We start from the raw sequence: 17,902 nt of genomic DNA, 5'->3' as shown, positions 1-17,902 counted from the left end.
GTACGGGCGCAGCCGGCGCCGACCCCGCCCGCACCGGCTGCGCCCGTACCGGCAGCGCCCATACCCGCGGCCGCCATACCCGCACCGGCGCCCGCAGGGACACCGGCGTCGGCGTACGGCGGCGTGCCGGGCGGCGAGGGCGGGGGCGGCCAGGAGGCGTCAGGGGCGGAGCCCTGCGTACCAGTCGGGGCGGTCGGGCCAGTCGGGCCGGTCGGCTGAGCTCCGTTCGGGGCGGCCGGGCCCGGCGTCGGCTGCGATCCGTCGGCCGGCGCCTCGGCGGGGTACGGCTCGGCGGCGTGCGGCTGGGCGCCGTTCGAGCTCGCCGGGGCGTCGCTCGGGACCGGGGGCAGCGGGGTGGTCGGGGCGGCACCGCCCTCGGGAGCGGGGGGCTCCTGGGGCGCCGGAGCAGCAGGAGCGTCCACCGGCACGGGGGGTGCGGACGGCGCCGGGGGTACCGCGGCGCCCTCGTTCTCGGTGCTCACAGCTTCTCTCCTCGATCCACGGCTGGTGTTTTGGGTCGCACTCGGTCACGCCCGTTCACGCATTTCCACGGCCGGTGCGCTCAGCTGTGCATGCCTTTGTGTATGCGGTCAGCTTTTCCCACGGGCCGTCAGAGCACCATAAGCGGTTGCTGTGCGTCCACGGCCACTCCTTACATAGGTAATGTGCGACCAAAAAGGCACAATCTCAGTGTCCTCGTGCCTTCTCCGACCGCACGTCTACCCCGGTGCGGTGGCACCATGACGCGGTGACCCACGCACGGCAGCACCAGATCCAAGTCGTCGCCCATCGCGGAGCCTCCGAAGACGCTCCTGAGCACACCCTGGCCGCGTACAAGAAGGCGATCGAGGACGGTGCGGACGCCCTTGAGTGCGATGTACGCCTCACCGCCGACGGCCATCTCGTCTGTGTCCACGACCGCCGCGTCAACCGTACGTCCAACGGCCGCGGCGCGGTCTCCGCGCTGGAGCTCGCCGAGCTCGCCGCCCTGGACTTCGGCTCCCGCAAGAACCGCGACTCGTGGAAGAACCGGGCCGAGGAGCCCGACTGGGAGTTCCGGCCGGAGGACCCGGAGGACACCTCCGTACTCACCCTGGAGCGGCTCCTGGAGCTCGTCGCGGACGCGGGGCGGCGGGTGGAGATGGCGATCGAGACCAAGCACCCCACCCGGTGGGCGGGGCAGGTCGAGGAACGGCTGCTGGTTCTGCTGAAGCGGTTCGGGCTCGACGCGCCCGCCTCGGCCGCCGACTCCCCGGTGCGCGTCATGAGCTTCTCCGCACGCTCGCTGCATCGCGTGCGGGCGGCCTCGCCGACGCTGCCGACGGTCTATCTGATGCAGTTCGTCTCACCGAGGCTGCGGGACGGGCGGCTGCCCGCGGGCGTCCACATCGCGGGCCCCTCGATCCGGATCGTGCGCAGTCACCCCGCGTATGTGGAACGCCTGAAGCGGGCCGGCCACCAGGTGCACGTCTGGACCGTGAACGAGCCCCAGGACGTCGACCTCTGCGTCGAACTGGGCGTCGACGCCATCATCACCAACCGTCCGCGCGCGGTGCTGCACCAGCTCGGTCGGTGACACCCACGCGCGCGCGTGCAGCGCTCCCAAACCGGCCCCTGCACCGACCCCTGTGCAAAGCGCGCATCCGGAAACCCCTGAAACCTCACCAATCCCTGCGCAACCTATTGACCCCTGAGCCCCTTCAGCACCATCCTCCACTCTCGGCCACACCGACGGATTTCAGCCATCTCGATTACAGGGAGTGCTCCGGCGCGTTCGTTCCGTATTCGATCGTTGCGAATGCGTCACCGGACCTTGATTGGCCGGTTTCCGGTACAGGCCAATGGGGCATCCACACCGTGGCGTGGGGCAAAGGAGGTCTCGGGGGTGGCGTTGGTGGTGGCACAGGAGGTGCCCACGTCGTCGAGCATGGCCGTACCCCATGGCCCTGCGGGCGTGGGGGAAGCGAGACACCGTATGCGCGCACAGTTGCGCAGGGGTGGCGTGGCGGAATCGGTCATCGACGATGCCGTACTGATTCTTTCCGAACTCTTGAGCAACGCGTGCAAACACGGCCGACCACTGGGTGACGCACTGGCCGGGGACGGCGACGTCCGGGCCGCATGGCGCGTGGACGCGAGCGGCAGGCTCACCGTGGAGGTGACGGACGGCGGCGGACCCACTCGCCCTGCTCCGGCCACGCCCTCGGTCACCGCACACGGCGGCCGCGGGCTGAACATCATCACCGCGCTGGCCGACGACTGGGGTGTCCGGGACGACGCCCGGGGTGAGGTCACGGTCTGGGTCGTGGTCCATGACGACGTCCACGATCCCGACGCCGGGCACCGACGTGCCGACTTCGCTACGCGCGTCGCCGCGCCGGCGGTGAGCGCGATATCCGGTCTCGACTTCGCGGACGCCTTCGACAACCTGGACTGAAGGACATCAACCCGGACTGAAGAGCACCCGGTCGCCGAAGCACCGCTTCCGGCACGACCCGTGGGTTGTCCACAGGCTCCCGTCGACCATGGCGTGAACGGCTAGGCTCGCGCCCGTACGAGACGAGCCGTAACCGGGAGACACCCACGATGGCCAAGAAGCGACCCCAGACCAAGGCCAAGCGCCCGCAGCTCAGCGACGCACAGATCCCGGTGGTCGGCGCGCGCGAACCCTGCCCCTGCGGCAGCGGCCGGCGCTACAAGGCCTGTCACGGCCGGGCCGCCGCACAGGCGGTGACCGAGCTGGTGCAGCGTCCGTTCGAGGGACTGCCCGGCGAGTGCGACTGGGTGGCCCTGCGCGAGCTGGTGCCCGCCGCCACCGTCGAACTGCCCCTGAAGGGCGGCCTCCCCGAAGGCGTCCCGTCCGTCACGCTGGCCACGGTGCTGCCGATGGCCTGGCCGGCCCTGCGCCGCGACGACGGCTCGGTGCTGCTCGGCCTGCAGAACGACACGGCGTCCGGCGACATCAGCCGCGACCTCGCCGACACCCTCCAGCAGGCGCTCACCGCGAAGCCCGGCACCCCGGTCCAGGGCCGGCGCGCCCCGGCGGACGGTCCGCGGCTGCAGGATCTGCTCGACCCGGAAGGCACGTTCGAGCCAGTTGTGCACCCGGGCTTCGAGTTCTGGGTCCCGGACGCGGAGAACGCCACTCCGGAAGTGACCGCCTCCCTGGAGCGGGCCAACGCCGCGGCCATCCCGACCGTGAAGCTGACCGGCGTGGACGCCGCCTACTGGTGCGAGACGCCGGAGAAGAACCACCTGCGCTGGGTCATGCCGCACCCCGAGGAGCAGCTTCTGGACGCCCTCGCGCGGCTGCACGCGGCGGGGCGGTCGAACCTCGGCGAGGGCACCCGTCTGGTGGGTTCCTTCCGCGCTCACGGCCTCACCGTGCCGGTCTGGGACCTGCCGAGCGGTGTCGGCGCGGAGGATGTGGAGAAGCCAGCGGCCGAGTTCGCCGAGCGTCTCGCGACGGCTCTGGCGACGGACGCCCCGCTCACCCCTGACGAGCGTCGCGCGCGCGGCGGCCTGACCAACCGGCAGGTCACGCTCAGCTGACGCGGGCCCTGGAGATCGGGTTCGGCTGAACGGCCGTTCAGCCGAACCGGCCCGCATCGGGAGGGTGAATCCGATCACAACTCCCATGCGGAGCAAGGGAATCCGTGACTTGAAAGCCCGGATCGAATTTGCGAACCGCCGATCTCTTGTTACCGTTCCAGTAGCCCGGTTGCTGGTGCATCCCCCGTCGCCAGCAACCGGGTCTTTCCATGTGCACGCTCCTTTACGGAACGGCGGCACATGTCAACGGCCCGAGGACTCCCCGGAATTGCCCGGCTCGGAGTTGCTCGCGGAACGCAGCAGCAGCGCCCCCCGCCCGGCCCGCTCCGCGAACTCCGTGACCGCCGTATAGGCGTCCGATCCCCCGCGCGTGCGCTCCCGAGGTGTCTCGCACGTCCCCGGCTCGTCCTCGGCGCCCACGACGCAGCGCATCTGAAGCGTGCGCCCACCGGGCCCCATGAGGCTCAGCACGGAGTCCAGCGCACCGCCCGTCGCATTGCGGAAGTACGTCCGCGCCCAGGTCTCCTCGCCCTGCGTGAGGACACAGGTCTGCGCCTCGATGCCCTCGGGCGAGGTGAGTTCGGGACCGCAGCGCACGGCGGTGGACAGGCCGAGGTCGAGCAGCAGCGAGGTGCCGCTCGGTTCGGCGGAGGGCGCCTTGGCGTCGCCGCGCGGGGACGGACGTACGGCACCGTCCTTCGGGGCGGGCGAGGAGGGCCGTACGGCCTCCCGGTCGGCCCCCACGGCGGCGCGGCCCGCGTCGACGACCTGGCCGGCGGCCGCCCAGGCCAGTGGCAGGGCGACCGCGGCCGCCGCGACGGACGCGAGGGCGATCAGACGGACTCTTCGATGGTTCGGCCCGCGGCGATGCGACGACGGTGCCCTATTTCCCCTGGTATGACGCGGCATACAGCGGAATGTAACGACCGCACGGGCATGTGCCGTTCCGCGCGCGCCGGATGGCCCTACAACTCGGGCGCGCTCACACCCGTACGAGTGAGGGCCTCGACCACGGCGTCGACCACGGCCTCGACATCGGGCACCCACGGGGAGGCCGAGCCGGGGAGAGGGGCGCGCTGCCAGGTGATGGGGCCCTGGCCGGTCTCGGACGGGGGCAGGGCGATGTATCCGCCCTCGCCGTGGAAGCGGAGCGAGCCGGGGACGAAGTCCTTGGCGTACAGCAGTTCGCCCAGCTGTTCCATGGAGTACGGCTTCACCAGGATCGACCAGCGGGCGGGCGAGGCGACGACCGGGCCGAGGCGCATGCCCATGCGGTCGAGTGCGGTGAGGGCGTGTGCCGCCGGCAGGGCGGGCAGGCTGACCGCGCAGGGCGCCGTGCCGCCGGTGGCCAGGATGATCGGCGCCGCGGGCCGGTTGGCCCACCACCAGCGCACCATGCGCTCGTCGGTCGTGGCCGCGAGGAGCCCGGGATCGAAGGGGTGCGCGCCGGGCACCGTGCAGTCCGGGTCGGGGCAGCCGCAACGGGAGTGTCCCTGCGGGTGCGTCGTCACGCCCGGGAGTACGGGCCAGCGCCATTCCGTCGCGAAGGTCAGGGCCGCGCTGATCAACTCAGACTTCCCGTCGCCGCGCAGAAGCCTGCGTCGCCTTCCGAGGATCTCGCGCATGAGCGCTCGTTCCTTTCCGTTGCACCGCTGGCAACACCGTGGTCACATCACACCATGTGTCGATCACTTCACTGTGCGTACCTGTAGGCGCATCACACCCCTGCTACGAGCAAGGGGATCCCCTATGGGCCGAGCGTTTGGCTGCTTCCGCGGCAGCCTCGTCCATACGTCGTCCATCAAAAGCATGGGCGTGGCGTGGGGTGGCGAAGTATGGCGTTTGCCGTCGCGCGTATTTCTCTTCGCCTCCGCCACGGGAGGATGGGGCACGATCGTCGGTGGCTAAGACGCCCGGGTCCGTCACCAGGTTCCGGGTGGTTGTCAACCACCCCTGGCCTTCACCGAGTACGTACCCATCACGACCGCTGTGACGCTCTGTGGAGCGAAACCAGTCGACCGCAATACCCCGTTCCCTGAGGCAGTTTTAAGCCAACTTTGCCTTTACGCAAGAGGTCTACGACGAGTACTCAGGTTACCCACGGACACCAGGAATCCCGGCAGGACAATGCTGGACATCCCCTTACGAGTGCGTGTACATGTGGAGACACTGCTAGCGGCGCAGAATGACATGGGGGTTTGCGATGCCTTTGAGCAATACGCACCGGTCGGAAAGCCGGACGCCATGAACGCCCCTCACCCTTCGAAAGTGGCCGGAATCGATTCCACGGTTCCCTCGCCCGCACACACTGTCGCGCCCGCGCCCGCGGCCCCGGGAACCCCGGCGGTCCCCGCGCCGAACGCACCCGGCGCGGTGCTTCAGGACCGCCTCGCCGGCTGGGTCTCGGACCTCACGACCCTGCACGAACTCACCGAACGCCTGGCCCGCACGGACGCACTCGCCGACGCCCTCCAGGAACTGCTGCGCGCCGGATCCGCCCTCGTCGGCGCCCGGCGCGGTCTCGTCGTACTGGAACCGGCGGACGGGCTCGGCCCCGACACCACCATCGGCCTCGGCCTCGCCCGCGCCGACCTCGGGCACATCGAGACCGTCCCGCGCAGCGCGATGTCGTACGGCAGGATCCTCGACGGACTGCCCGGCGGCGACGGCGAGATCGCCCAGCCGGACCTGCTCTCCGAGGACGGACTCGACCCCCGCCACCGCGAGGTCGCCGCGCGCCTCGGCTACGCCGCCAGCTACGCCCTCCCCCTGTCCACCGAGGCGGCCGGCCGCCTCGGCGCCGCCGTCTGGCTGTACGACGAGCCCGCCGAACCGGCCGAGCGCCAGCGCCACCTGGTCGGCCTGTACACCCGGTACGCCACCGAGCACCTGTCCCGGCTCCTGGAAATCGAGCGCACGCGCGCGTGCATGAAGACGATGGCGGAGGAGCTGCTCCCCTCCCGCCTGCCGCGCATGGGCGGCGTCCAGCTCGCCGTGCGGCACCGCACCGGCCCGCGCGGGGGCGGCGACTGGTACGACGCGCTGCCGCTGCCGGACGCCGCGCTCGGCCTGGCGGTCGGCTCGGTCACCGGCTCCGGGCCCAGCGCGGTCGCCGCGATGGGACGGCTGCGGGCCAGCCTGCGGGCGTACGCCGTGATGGAGGGCGAGGACCCGGTCGCGGTCCTGTCCGACCTGGAGCTGCTGCTCCGACTCACCGAGCCCGCCCGCTCCGCCACCGCGCTGTTCGCCTACTGCGAGCCCGCCCTGCGCAAGATCACGCTCGCCGGCGCCGGACACACCCCGCCGCTGCTGATCGGCGAGCGGCGCACCGAGTTCGTGGAGACCTCCGTGTCCGCGCCGCTGGGCATGCTGGCCTGCTGGGAGGCGCCGAGCGTGGAGCTGACGACGGAACCCGGAGAGACGGTTCTGCTGTACACCGACGGGCTGCTGCACCGCACCGGCGACCCCACCGACCGCGCCTTCGCCCGGCTGCACGCCGCGGCGGCCGGAGTGCCGAGGGCGATCCGGCACGACCCGGACGCCGTCGTCGACCACGTCCTGCGGACCGTGCTGCCGGACGGGATGGACGGGGCGGACAGCGAGGAGGACGTCGTCCTGCTGGCCGCGCGCTTCGAGTAGCGGCCCATGGCTCCTCGGTCACCGCCCATAACACGCACGTGGGCTGCGCCATAGCAGCGGCGGGCCAGCGGTCTTTCGCCCTGGGCGCTCTCCTTCGCGACCGTACGATGGACGGGGTCGAATGCCGTATCGAGGAGGATGACCGTGGCCGACGAGCTCACCCCGGAGACCCCGGAAGCTGAGTCTGAGGAGCCGATCAAGCAGCGCAAGAACGGCCTGTACCCGGGCGTGTCCGAAGAGCTCGCCGAGAACATGAAGTCCGGCTGGGCCGACACGGAGCTGCGCGACCTGCAGCCGATCCCCCAGGCCGCCGAAACGGCCGCCCGCCGTGCCGCGCTGTCGGCGCGGTTCCCGGGCGAGCGTCTGGTGATCCCCGCGGGCAACCTGAAGACCCGGTCGAACGACACCGAGTACGCCTTCCGCGCCTCCGTCGAGTACGCCTACCTCACCGGCAACCAGACCGAGGACGGCGTGCTCGTCCTGGAGCCCAAGGGCGAGGGCCACGAGGCCACGATCTACCTGCTGCCGCGCTCCGACCGGGAGAACGGCGAGTTCTGGCTCTCCGGCCAGGGCGAGCTGTGGGTCGGCCGCCGGCACTCGCTCACCGAGGCGCGGACGCTGTACGGCATCCCCGCGTCCGACGTGCGCGAGCTCGCCGACAAGCTGCGCGAGGCGACCGGTCCCGTGCGGGTCGTCCGTGGTTACGACGCCGGCATCGAGGCCGCGCTGACCGACAAGGTCACCGCCGAGCGCGACGAGGAACTGCGGGTCTTCCTGTCCGAGGCCCGGCTGGTCAAGGACGACTTCGAGATCGGCGAGCTGCAGAAGGCCGTCGACTCGACCGTGCGCGGCTTCGAGGACGTCGTGAAGGTCCTCGACAAGGCCGAGGCGACGAGCGAGCGCTACATCGAGGGCACGTTCTTCCTCCGCGCGCGTGTCGAGGGCAACGACGTCGGCTACGGCTCCATCTGCGCCGCCGGGCCGCACGCCTGCACGCTGCACTGGGTGCGCAACGACGGGCCCGTGCGCTCCGGTGACCTGCTGCTGTTGGACGCGGGCGTCGAGACGCACACGTACTACACCGCCGACGTCACGCGCACGCTGCCGATCAACGGCCGCTACAGCGAGATCCAGAAGAAGATCTACGACGCCGTGTACGACGCCCAGGAGGCCGGTATCGCGGCCGTGCGGCCGGGGGCGAAGTACCGGGACTTCCATGACGCGGCGCAGCGTGTGCTGACCGAGCGGCTCGTCGAGTGGGGGCTTGTCGAGGGGCCGGTGGAGCGGGTGCTGGAGCTGGGTCTTCAGCGGCGGTGGACGCTGCACGGGACCGGGCACATGCTCGGGATGGACGTGCATGACTGTGCGGCCGCGCGCGTGGAGTCGTATGTCGACGGCACGTTGGAGGCGGGCATGGTGCTGACCGTCGAGCCGGGGTTGTACTTCCAGGCCGATGACCTGACGGTGCCGGAGGAGTACCGGGGGATCGGGGTGCGGATCGAGGACGACATCCTGGTGACGGTCGATGGGAACCGGAATCTTTCGGCGGGGCTTCCTCGGCGGTCGGATGAGGTGGAGAGCTGGATGGCCTCTTTGAAGGGCTGACGTGTGATTGATGGCCGGGCACCGATGGGGTGTCCGGCCATCGTTGCGGGGTGCGGGTCGTGGGGGTTGTTCGCGCAGTTCCCCGCGCCCCTGAGGGGTTGCGATCACCGGGGTAGTGAATCCAGGAAGAGCGCGCCTGTCAGCAACCCCGCACTCCCCCGTGGGCTCCACGCGCGCGCGTGGAGGTCGGCGTCGAGCGACGCCAGGGCCTCCGCGCCCGCCTCTGTCGCCGTGCCGCCCGCTTCCATGACTCCACGGGCGCCCGCCTGGACGTGTCGCAGTCCGATGGGGCCCGCCGTGTAGAGGAGTTCGGTGTCCTGGAGGGTGGACATCACCGTGAGCAGGGCGTCGAGTCGGGCCTGCTCCTCCGTGGCGCCGACCGAGCGGGCCTTGATGAGCGCGTCCAGGGCCCGCCGTACGTGCGGGAATCCGGCCCGTGCCTCGCCCCTCGCCCCGGCGGCGCCGTACTTCGCGGACACCGAGGAGCCCCGGGAGGGCCTGCGCGGGGCGCGCTTGTCGGGGTGGGCGGCGATGCGCTTGGCGGTCGCCGTGACGTCCCGCGGGCCGGCCCCGGGGTCGAGCGCGGCCGCGGCGACCAGCAGGCCCAGCGACCACAGTGCGCCCCGGTGGCCGCCGCCCGCGAGGTGCACCGAGTGCTCGGTGCACCTGCCGATCGCGCCCAGCTCGGCGCGCAGGCCCGGCGTCGGCTCACCCGTGCGGCGGGCGGCCGCGGCCATCGCCGCGAGGCCGGGCGCGAGCGCCTTGGCCGACCAGCGCAGCATCCGGTGGTCCCGGCGGCCGGCGCGGGCGCCGAGGTCGCGCGGGTCGGGCAGGCCCGGCTTGGGAGCCAGGGCCAGTTGCCCGGTCAGCGCGGTCACGGCGGCCTGCGCCAGCGCCCCGTCCTCGCGGCTGTTCATGGCCGTATCCCCTACGAGGAGGCCGAGGCCGACGGGGCGTCGCTGGGCGGGGTGCCCGTCGGGGCGCCACTCGGCGGGGTGCCGCCCTCGCCGCCGCCACCGCCGCTGCCCGCGCCCGTGTTCTCGGCGTCGGGGTCGATGGCGACCGTGAGGAAGCCCTTGTAGCCCTTGGACGGGTCGGCCTTCTTGACCGGCTTCAGGGTGAGCAGGCCACTGGAGGCGCCGCCGCCGTCGTAGACCATGTCGTCGTCGAGGGTGGTGTAGCTGCCGGAGTGCTTCGAGTAGGGCTCCAGCGTGAAGATCTCCTCGGCGATGTCGTCGGCGAAGAACAGCTGGCCGGTGTAGTTGACCTTGCCGCCCTCGTAGGTGCCGTCCTCCTTCTGGCCGCCCGTGTGGACCTTGAGGTGGATGTGGCAGGTGCGGGGCGTGTACCAGCCCGGGAAGATCGTCTCGAACTTGACGACCCCGTTGGCGTTGGCGATCTGGTAGCCGCGCAGATAGGTGTTGTCGTTCGCGGTGGAGCCGTCCTCGCTCTCGGCGGGCGCGGAGCCGCCGGGGTTGGCCGTGGTGTAGCCGGAGTAGTAGCCCCAGGCGTCGCAGTGCCAGATCTCGACGGCGGCGCCCTTGACCGGGGTGCAGCCGTCGGTGGCGTCGACGACGGTGAGGCGCAGCGTCAGCGGGACGCCGCTCTTGCCCTCGGTGATGTCCTTTCGCACCAACGCGCCGTCGAGGTAGTACGGGCCTTCGGTGACGCTGGACATCAGCGTCATGCAGCCGGTGCTCTCCGAGGCCGACGTGCTGGCCGTCGCCGACGTGTCGGTCGTGGTCGTGCCGGTGTCGGCGAAGGCCGCCTGGTAGCCGGCGACGGCGAGCCCGCCCGCCGCGACCGTGCCGCCGGTCACCGCGAGGGCGCGGCGCCGGGTGATCGACTTGTCCTTGTGGTTTCCCGTCATGGCCAGGAAATTAGGGACGCCGGCCGTCAGGACCATGGGGTGGCGCTGTGCGGGGACTGTGAGTCCTGAGAAAGCTGAAGCCGGTCGCCCCTGCCCGGCCTGCGTGCCTGCGTGCCTGCGTGCCGTCGGCGCTACACCGCCATCAGCGACGGGTCCTTCTTCCACTTGAGGATCTTGTCGAAGCTCACCACCGCACCGCTGCGGCCCGGCTTGTTGCCGATCGAGACGTGGTCGGCGAGTTCCTGGATGAGGCAGAGCCCCCGGCCGTGCTCGGCGTCGGAACTCGCCGGGCGAGGCGGGCGGTGGGGTGCGGTGAAGCCGGGGCCCGAGTCGGTGACCTCGATGTGGCACTTCTCGCCGTCCAGGTACGCCGTGACGCGGTACGCCGGTGGGGAGCCGTCGGGCATGGTGTCGCCGCCGTGCTCGACGGCGTTGGCGCAGGCCTCGCTGAGGGCGACGGAGAGGTCGTAGGACACATCGGGGTCGACGCCCGCGGTCTCCATGGTGCCGATCAGCAACCGCCGGGCGAGCGGCACGCTCGCGGCTTCCCGCCGCAGATGGAGTGACCACCAGATGCTCATGCTCCAGCCTCCTGGCCGCGGCTCGACATACCGATACGTATTGCCGCGAGTGCCCGGCCGTAAGCACATCATTGACGTGATGCCGCCCATATGGTCGATGCGCCTACGAGGGAATCGGTGTATGTGGGGTCGGGCCACATCAGAAGGTGATCTTCCGGTCGTACAACCCCTATGCCCCGTACGTCCCCAAGCGCCCGTACGTCATCTTGCGGACCTGCCGTATGGCGGCCATAAGGCCAGTGCGATGATGAGCCCGCCATGAGTGCCCCCCACCCGCGCACGACGCGCTCCGGACGTGATCTCCGGATACTGCGGGCCGCGGTGTTCGCCGCGGTCTGCGTCGTGCTGGCCGGGGTCGGGCATGTGCTGGGCTCCTGCGCCGCGATCCCGCTGTGGACGCTGGCCGCGGGGTTCCTGGGAGTCCTGCTGGTCACGGTGCCGTTCACGGGCCGCGAACGCTCGCTACCCGGGATAGCCGCGCTGCTCGCGGCCGGCCAGACCGTCCTGCACACGCTGTTCGGACTCGGGCAGCACGGGGCGGCCGCCGGTGCCTCCTCCGCGTCCGCCGCTTCCTCCGCTTCCGTGCCCGCCTCCGACGCCGCCCTGGTCGAGCAGGCCGCGCGGCTCCTGTGCGGGACCGCCGCCGCGGCGATCAGCCCGGCCCAGGCCCAACGGATCCTCACAGAGGCGCGGATCGGCACGGGGGCGGGCGCCGGAGCGCATGTGTCGCACCGGTCGGCGGACGCCATGTCCGTCGCCGCCGACTCCTCCGCCTCCTCCGCCGCGCTGCTGCCGTCCCTGCCGATGCTGCTCGCCCACCTTCTCGCGGCTGTTGTCGCGGGGTGGCTGCTGCGCCGCGGGGATCTGGCCCTGCTGCGGATCGCCGAGATGTCCACGCTGTCGGCGCAGACGGTCGCCGAGGGGGCGTTCGTACGATCCCTGCGCGGAGCGCTCGCGCTGGTGCGCGCCCTGCGTGCCGGGCTGCCGGGCGCGCCCGAGGCGGGTCCACGCTTCCTGCGCACCGAATCACTCGCGCGCCCCGCACCCCGCACCGTCGCCCTCCAGCACACGGTGATCAGGCGCGGCCCGCCGGCCACCGCGCTCGCCCTCGCCGCCTGACACGACGCGACCGCCACTCCACTGACGTGGGTCGAGGGCCGCTGTCGTGCGGCACGCGCGCGTACCCGGTTCTCGATCGAGTGACGACTCATCGCCGTCCTGGCCCGTCGTTCCCGCCTGATCGGGCACCCCCACGCACGCGTACTCCTCTTCACCACCGGAATCCGAATCTCACCCACAGTGGAGTGCTCCGAATGAAGGCCTCTCGTCTCGCCGCCGCAGGCGCCCTCGCCGGTACGGCCGTGCTCGCCCTGTCCGTGCCCGCCTTCGCCCACGTCAGCGTGCAGCCCGAGGGCACCGCCGCCAAGGGCGGTTACGCGGTCGTGGACTTCAAGGTGCCCAACGAGCGCGACAACGCCTCGACGACCAAGCTCGAGGTCAGCTTCCCGACCGATCACCCGCTGGCCTCCGCGATGCCGGAGCCCATGCCCGGCTGGAAGATCGAGGTCACCAAGTCCAAGCTCGACAAGCCGATCGAGTTGCACGGCGAGAAGATCTCCGAGGCGGTCTCCAAGATCACCTGGACCGCCGACGGCAAGGGCGTCGAGCCGGGCTACTTCGAGAAGTTCCCCGTCTCCATCGGCCAGCTCCCCGAGGACGCCGACGAACTGGTCTTCAAGGCGATCCAGACGTACTCCAACAAGGAGGTCGTCCGCTGGATCGAGGTGCCGCAGGAAGGCCAGGAGGAGCCCGAGAACCCGGCGCCGGTGCTCGCGCTGTCCGCCGCCGAGGACGACCACCACGGCTCGTCCTCCGCCGGCAAGGCCTCCGACTCCGACGACGCCGAGGCCGCCTCGGCCAAGACCGACGCCGCCGAGCCGGCCGACAGCACTGACACCACCGCCCGCGTCCTGGGTGTGGTCGGCATCGTCGTGGGCGCGCTGGGCGTGGCGTACGGCGTGCTCGCCGGCCGTCGGCGCACCGAGGCCTGACAAGCCCCTATGTTCACGGCGCGCGCCGGGGCCCCCCCCCCGGTGCGCGCCGGAGCACTCACCACTGGGATGTTTTTTCATGCGTAAGAAGAACTGCCATGCGTAAGAAGACCTTCGCCGCGGCCGCCCTGCTCGCCGCCGCCACCCTGACCCTGTCCGCCTGCGGCAACGGTGACGACAGCGCCTCGCCCGTCACCGTGGTCTCCGAGGAGGCCGGCACGGACAAGGCCGCCATCGTCCTCGACAAGCCGTTCGAGAAGCCGGACCTGGTCCTCACCGACACGAACGGCAAGAAGTACGACCTCCGCAAGGAGACCGAGGGCAGGCCGACGCTGATCTACTTCGGCTACACCAACTGCCCCGACGTCTGCCCGCTGACGATGAACAACATCGCCGTCGCCAAGAAGCAGCTGCCCAAGGCCGAACAGGACAAGCTGAGCGTGGTGTTCGTCACCACCGACCCGGAGCGCGACACCGCCTCCGCGCTCGGCAAGTGGCTCAAGGGCATCGACCCGCAGGTCGTCGGCCTGACCGGCGACTTCGACACCATCCAGGCCGGCGCCCGCACCCTCGGCATCTCCATCGAGCCGCCGCACAAGGACAAGAACGGCAAGATGGTCTCCACCCACGGCACCCAGGTCGTCGCGTTCTCACCGAAGAACGACGCCGGGTACGTCCTGTACACCGAGGACGCCACCGTCGACGACTACACCAAGGACCTCCCCAAGCTCATCGAGGGGGCCAAGCCGTGAGGCGGTTCGCTCCGGTGACCGCGGTACTGGCCGGAGCCCTCGTCCTGGCGGGCTGCGGTTCCGAGGACGCCCCGGGCGACGCCAAGGCGGAACTGTCCGTCAGCGGCGCCTATATGCCGAAGCCGGTCTCCGACTCCATGGCGGCCGGCTTCCTGACGGTGAGCAACAAGGGCGGTACCAAGGACGAGTTGACCTCGGTCACCAGTGACGTCGGCGAGGTCACCGCCCACGAGACCGTCGGTTCGTCGATGCAGGAGGCCAGGGACCTCGCCGTACCCGCCCACGGTCAACTCGTCTTCGAGAGCGGCGGCAGTCACCTGATGTTCGAGAAGCTCAAGCGCAAGCCCGAAGAGGGCGAGAAGGTGACCGTGAAGCTCCACTTCGCCGAGTCCGGCACGGTCACCGTCGAGATGCCGGTGAAGCCCGCGACGTACCGGCCGAAGACCGGACACTGAGGGAGAGATCGCCTTGACCCAGACCATCGCCCCCCGTGTCCGGACCCGGGTGCTGCCGAGCGTCCGGACCCTGGTGCTGCTGCTCCTGGCCGCCACCGGCCTGCTTCTCGCCGGTGCCGGGCCGGTCTCCGCGCACGCCGCGCTGACCGGCAGCGACCCCCGGCAGGGGGCGGTGGTCGACAAGGCGCCCACACAGGTCTCGCTGACCTTCTCCGAGAAGGTCGCGCTGTCCAACGACTCGCTGCGCGTGCTCGACCCCAAGGGCAAGCGCATCGACCGCGGCGACCCGGCCAACCTCACCGGCACGACATACGCCGTGAAACTCCACAGCGGCCTGCCCGACGGCACGTACACCGTCACCTACCAGGTGGTGTCCGAGGACAGCCATCCCGTCGCCGGCGCCTACACCTTCTCCATCGGCGCGCCCTCCCAGACCACCGTCTCCGTCTCCGGCCAGACCGCGGGCGGCGGCGTCGTCGGCACGCTCTACGGCTTCGGCCGGTACGTGTCGTACGCCGGCTTCATCGTCATGGTCGGCGGCGCCGCCTTCGTGCTCGCCTGCTGGCAGCGCGGGTCGGGTGTACGGGCGTTGCAGCGACTCGTCGTCTCCGGCTGGCTGGCCCTGACCGCCGCCACCCTCGCACTGCTGCTCCTGCGCGGCTCGTACACCAGCACCGGGAAGGTCGGGGACGTCTTCGACCTGGAGCTGCTGGGGCAGGTCCTGCAGACCAAGACGGGTGCGGCGCTGGTGTCCCGGCTGCTGCTGCTCGCCGCGGCGGCCCTGTTCATCGCCGTGCTCTTCGGCGCGTATGACAAGCGCGAGGACGACGAGAAGCGGGACCTCACCTTCGGGCTCGCCATCGGCGGGACCGTGGTGGCGGCGGGGCTCGCGGCGAGCTGGGCGATGTCCGAGCACGCCTCGACCGGGCTCCAGGCCGGCATCGCGATGCCGGTCGACATCGTCCATCTGCTGGCCGTCGCAGGCTGGCTCGGCGGGCTCGCCGCGCTGCTCGTCGCCCTCTACCGGGCACCCGCGGACACTCCGCTCGGGGCGTCCGCCGTACGACGCTTCTCGCGCGTCGGCTTCGGCAGTGTGCTCGCGCTGGTCGCGACCGGGATCTACCAGTCGTGGCGCCAGCTCGGGTCGTGGTCGGCGTTCACCGGCACGCGGTACGGGCAGTTGCTGCTGGTCAAGATCGGACTCGTGGTGCTGCTGGTGGGGATCGCGTGGATCTCCCGGCGCTGGACGGGGCGGCTGGCCGAGAACGAGGCCGGGGCAAAGGACGAGGCGAAGGACGGGACAGGGGACCGGACCGAGGACGGGGCAGAGGGCCGGGCGAAGGACGAGACAGAGGGCCGGACGGAGGACGGGGCAGTCCAGGGCGACAAGGAGCACGCGACTGCCCGAGCCGGTACCTCCGCCTCCGCCGCCTCCCCTTCTGCTTCCTCCCCGTCTGCTTCCTCCTCGTCCCCCTCCGCCTCCGTCTCCGCCGGCGGCAAGAAGAGCGGCGCCTCCAAGGGCGGTGGCTCGCAGCGCGCCGCCCAGCTCGCCCGGCAGCAGGCCGCGATCGACACGGCACGGCAGAAGCAGCGACGGGACGCCGATCCGAACCGGTTCGGGCTGCGCCGTTCCGTGCTCGCCGAGGCGGGCGTCGCCGTCGTCCTGCTCGCTGTCACCACCATGCTGACCTCGACCGAACCGGGACGTACGGAGGAGGAGGCCAAGGCCGCGACGTCCGCCTCGTCCGCCGACGCGTCCTCGGCCGGGGCGCTCACCCTGGACATGTCCTTCGATACCGGCGGCCAGGACGGCAAGGGCGTCGTACGGATCGACCTCGATCCCGCGCGTGTGGGCGGCAACGAGATGCACGTCTACGTACAGCGGCCCAACGGCCGTGCCTTCGACATCCCCGAGGTGAAGGTCGCCTTCACCCTGGAGTCCCAGGACATCGGGCCGCTGCCCGTCGTCCCCGACCACATCTCCACCGGACACTGGACGGCGAGCGGAGTGCAGATCCCCATGGCGGGCGAGTGGAAGATCGCCGTGACCGTACGGACCTCCGACATCGACCAGACCACTGTCTCCAAGAACGCGCAGATCGGCTGAACCTCACCATGGCTGACCAGTCCATTCCGGAGGCCCGTACTCCCGCCCCTGCCGAAACGGCACTTAATGGCGACGTTTCCGAAGGCGCCTCCCGCGCGGGTGTCCTCTCGCGGCGACGACTGCTCGGGACCGCCGGTGCCACCGGGCTGGTACTCGGCGCGGCGGGGGGAGCCGTCGGGTACGCCGCCCGGCCGGCCGAGGCGACGCCGCTCAGCTCGCTGGGCGCCGATCAGGTGATGTTTCACGGGAAACATCAGCCCGGCATCCTCCAGGGCCTCCAGGCGCGCGGCCACGTAGTCGCCTTCGACCTGGCGGCGGGCGCGGGCCGCAAGGAGGCCGCGGCGTTGCTGCGCCGCTGGTCGGAGACGGCTCGACGGCTGATGGCGGGCGAGGCGGCCCGGCAGGACGACACGGATGTCGCCCGGGACGCCGGACCTTCGGCGCTGACGATCACCTTCGGCTTCGGGCACAGCTTCTTCGCGCGGACGGGCCTGGAGAAGCAGCGGCCGGTCGCCCTCGACCCGCTGCCCGACTTCTCCTCCGACCAGCTCGACAAGACGCGCAGCAACGGCGATCTGTGGGTGCAGATCGGCGCGAACGACGCCCTGGTCGCCTTCCACGCCCTGCGCGCGATCCAGAAGGACGCGGGCGCCGCCGCCAGGGTGCGCTGGCAGATGAACGGCTTCAACCGGTCGCCGGGCGCCACCGCGCACCCGATGACGGCTCGCAACCTGATGGGCCAGATGGACGGCACCCGCAATCCGAAGCCGACGGAGTCCGACTTCGACCAGCGGATCTTCGTGCCCGAGTCCGGCTCGAAGGACCCGTCCTGGATGGCGAACGGCTCCTACGCCGTCGTACGCCGTATCCGCATGCTCCTCGACGACTGGGAGCAGCTCTCGGTCAAGGCGCAGGAGGAGGTCATCGGCCGTCGCAAGTCCGACGGGGCGCCGCTGTCCGGGGGCACCGAGACCACCGAGATGGACCTGGAGAAGACGGACAGGGCCGGGAACCTGGTCGTCCCCATCAACGCGCACGCGCGCATCACCCGGCCCGACCAGAACGGCGGTGCGGCGATGCTGCGGCGCCCGTTCTCGTACCACGACGGCATCGACGCGGACGGCGTCCCCGACGCGGGGCTCCTCTTCATCTGCTGGCAGGCCGACCCGCTGCGCGGCTTCGTCACCGTCCAGCGCAAGCTCGACCGGGGCGACGCGCTGTCGAAGTACATCCGCCATGAGGCAAGCGGACTGTTCGCCGTGCCGGGCGGGGCGGCGGAGGGGGAGTACG

General features: G+C 71.2%; 16 protein-coding genes and 1 pseudogene. 11 read left to right on the top strand and 6 right to left on the bottom strand.

Translation table 11 applies throughout. The annotated features are described in order from the left end of the window. Positions 1-482 (bottom strand): annotated as a pseudogene (locus L0P92_RS30550) (protease); the annotation flags it as partial. A 266-nt stretch (positions 483-748) separates the two neighbouring features. Here L0P92_RS30550 and L0P92_RS30545 point away from each other — a divergent pair. The 3 genes from L0P92_RS30545 (at position 749) to L0P92_RS30535 (ending at position 3,552) form a co-directional block, all read left to right on the top strand. After that, positions 749-1,576, top strand: coding sequence for a glycerophosphodiester phosphodiesterase (locus L0P92_RS30545; protein ID WP_062721105.1), 828 nt, complete (start codon positions 749-751; stop codon positions 1,574-1,576). Between the two features lie 222 nt (positions 1,577-1,798). Further along, the gene (locus L0P92_RS30540; protein WP_234766282.1) at positions 1,799-2,437 is read left to right on the top strand and encodes an ATP-binding protein; all 639 of its coding nucleotides are present in this window, start codon (positions 1,799-1,801) and stop codon (positions 2,435-2,437) included. A 149-nt stretch (positions 2,438-2,586) separates the two neighbouring features. Then, complete coding sequence (locus L0P92_RS30535; protein WP_234766281.1) at positions 2,587-3,552, top strand: DUF5926 family protein; 966 nt, start codon at positions 2,587-2,589, stop codon at positions 3,550-3,552. Positions 3,553-3,795: 243 nt separating this feature from the next. On the opposite strand, the gene L0P92_RS30530 is transcribed toward L0P92_RS30535, so the two are convergent. Together L0P92_RS30530 and L0P92_RS30525 are read right to left on the bottom strand one after the other, a co-directional pair. Next, positions 3,796-4,461, bottom strand: coding sequence for a hypothetical protein (locus L0P92_RS30530; protein ID WP_234766280.1), 666 nt, complete (start codon positions 4,459-4,461; stop codon positions 3,796-3,798). 56 nt (positions 4,462-4,517) lie between these two features. After that, a complete protein-coding gene (locus L0P92_RS30525) occupies positions 4,518-5,177 on the bottom strand; it encodes a bifunctional DNA primase/polymerase (RefSeq protein ID WP_234766279.1) in 660 nt (219 codons plus the stop codon). A 502-nt stretch (positions 5,178-5,679) separates the two neighbouring features. Between L0P92_RS30525 and L0P92_RS30520 the strand changes: the two genes are divergently transcribed. Continuing rightward, complete coding sequence (locus tag L0P92_RS30520) at positions 5,680-7,191, top strand: PP2C family protein-serine/threonine phosphatase (protein WP_234766278.1); 1,512 nt, start codon at positions 5,680-5,682, stop codon at positions 7,189-7,191. Positions 7,192-7,329: 138 nt separating this feature from the next. After that, on the top strand, positions 7,330-8,796 hold the full coding sequence (locus L0P92_RS30515) for an aminopeptidase P family protein (protein WP_234766277.1): 1,467 nt from the start codon (positions 7,330-7,332) through the stop codon (positions 8,794-8,796). 104 nt (positions 8,797-8,900) lie between these two features. Here the strand turns inward: L0P92_RS30515 and L0P92_RS30510 are convergent, their stop codons facing one another. The 3 genes from L0P92_RS30510 to L0P92_RS30500 all read right to left on the bottom strand — a co-directional run bounded on the left by L0P92_RS30510 (position 8,901) and on the right by L0P92_RS30500 (position 11,247). Next, positions 8,901-9,713 (bottom strand): triphosphoribosyl-dephospho-CoA synthase, encoded by an 813-nt coding sequence (locus L0P92_RS30510; protein WP_234766276.1) that lies wholly within the window; start codon positions 9,711-9,713, stop codon positions 8,901-8,903. Positions 9,714-9,724: 11 nt separating this feature from the next. Beyond that, on the bottom strand, positions 9,725-10,666 hold the full coding sequence (locus L0P92_RS30505) for an intradiol ring-cleavage dioxygenase (protein ID WP_234766275.1): 942 nt from the start codon (positions 10,664-10,666) through the stop codon (positions 9,725-9,727). 131 nt (positions 10,667-10,797) lie between these two features. Further along, entirely contained in the window at positions 10,798-11,247 is a 450-nt protein-coding gene (locus L0P92_RS30500) for an ATP-binding protein (protein WP_234766274.1), read from the bottom strand. Positions 11,248-11,505: 258 nt separating this feature from the next. On the opposite strand from L0P92_RS30500, the gene L0P92_RS30495 reads away from it, so the two are divergent. The 6 genes from L0P92_RS30495 to efeB form a co-directional block, all read left to right on the top strand. After that, complete coding sequence (locus tag L0P92_RS30495; protein ID WP_234766273.1) at positions 11,506-12,366, top strand: hypothetical protein; 861 nt, start codon at positions 11,506-11,508, stop codon at positions 12,364-12,366. A 194-nt stretch (positions 12,367-12,560) separates the two neighbouring features. Further along, complete coding sequence (locus L0P92_RS30490) at positions 12,561-13,298, top strand: YcnI family copper-binding membrane protein (protein WP_234766272.1); 738 nt, start codon at positions 12,561-12,563, stop codon at positions 13,296-13,298. 98 nt (positions 13,299-13,396) lie between these two features. Then, the gene (locus L0P92_RS30485; RefSeq protein WP_234766271.1) at positions 13,397-14,050 is read left to right on the top strand and encodes an SCO family protein; all 654 of its coding nucleotides are present in this window, start codon (positions 13,397-13,399) and stop codon (positions 14,048-14,050) included. Then, a complete protein-coding gene (locus L0P92_RS30480; RefSeq protein ID WP_234766270.1) occupies positions 14,047-14,505 on the top strand; it encodes a copper chaperone PCu(A)C in 459 nt (152 codons plus the stop codon). Before L0P92_RS30485 ends, L0P92_RS30480 begins: the two co-directional genes overlap by 4 nt. A gap of 13 nt (positions 14,506-14,518) precedes the next feature. Further along, entirely contained in the window at positions 14,519-16,612 is a 2,094-nt protein-coding gene (locus L0P92_RS30475) for a copper resistance CopC/CopD family protein (protein WP_234766269.1), read from the top strand. 8 nt (positions 16,613-16,620) lie between these two features. Further along, on the top strand, positions 16,621-17,902 hold a 1,282-nt coding region (gene efeB, locus L0P92_RS30470), incomplete at its 3' end, for an iron uptake transporter deferrochelatase/peroxidase subunit (protein ID WP_234766268.1).

Source organism: Streptomyces muensis, from assembly GCF_021474425.1.
GTDB classification, from domain to species: domain Bacteria; phylum Actinomycetota; class Actinomycetes; order Streptomycetales; family Streptomycetaceae; genus Streptomyces; species Streptomyces muensis.
Note: the sequence above shows the minus strand (reverse complement) of the source record. Positions and strands in the feature narration are given on the sequence as shown.

Bases quoted from the DNA above. Each gene is read 5' to 3' on its own strand.
- L0P92_RS30540 (WP_234766282.1), top strand. From the start codon at position 1,799: ATGCGTCACCGGACCTTGATTGGCCGGTTTCCGGTACAGGCCAATGGG.
- L0P92_RS30535 (WP_234766281.1), top strand. From the start codon at position 2,587: ATGGCCAAGAAGCGACCCCAGACCAAGGCCAAGCGCCCGCAGCTCAGC.
- L0P92_RS30530 (WP_234766280.1), bottom strand. From the start codon at position 4,461: ATGCCGCGTCATACCAGGGGAAATAGGGCACCGTCGTCGCATCGCCGC.
- L0P92_RS30525 (WP_234766279.1), bottom strand. From the start codon at position 5,177: ATGCGCGAGATCCTCGGAAGGCGACGCAGGCTTCTGCGCGGCGACGGG.
- L0P92_RS30520 (WP_234766278.1), top strand. From the start codon at position 5,680: ATGCTGGACATCCCCTTACGAGTGCGTGTACATGTGGAGACACTGCTA.
- L0P92_RS30515 (WP_234766277.1), top strand. From the start codon at position 7,330: ATGACCGTGGCCGACGAGCTCACCCCGGAGACCCCGGAAGCTGAGTCT.
- L0P92_RS30510 (WP_234766276.1), bottom strand. From the start codon at position 9,713: ATGAACAGCCGCGAGGACGGGGCGCTGGCGCAGGCCGCCGTGACCGCG.
- L0P92_RS30505 (WP_234766275.1), bottom strand. From the start codon at position 10,666: ATGACGGGAAACCACAAGGACAAGTCGATCACCCGGCGCCGCGCCCTC.
- L0P92_RS30500 (WP_234766274.1), bottom strand. From the start codon at position 11,247: ATGAGCATCTGGTGGTCACTCCATCTGCGGCGGGAAGCCGCGAGCGTG.
- L0P92_RS30495 (WP_234766273.1), top strand. From the start codon at position 11,506: ATGAGTGCCCCCCACCCGCGCACGACGCGCTCCGGACGTGATCTCCGG.
- L0P92_RS30490 (WP_234766272.1), top strand. From the start codon at position 12,561: ATGAAGGCCTCTCGTCTCGCCGCCGCAGGCGCCCTCGCCGGTACGGCC.
- L0P92_RS30485 (WP_234766271.1), top strand. From the start codon at position 13,397: ATGCGTAAGAAGACCTTCGCCGCGGCCGCCCTGCTCGCCGCCGCCACC.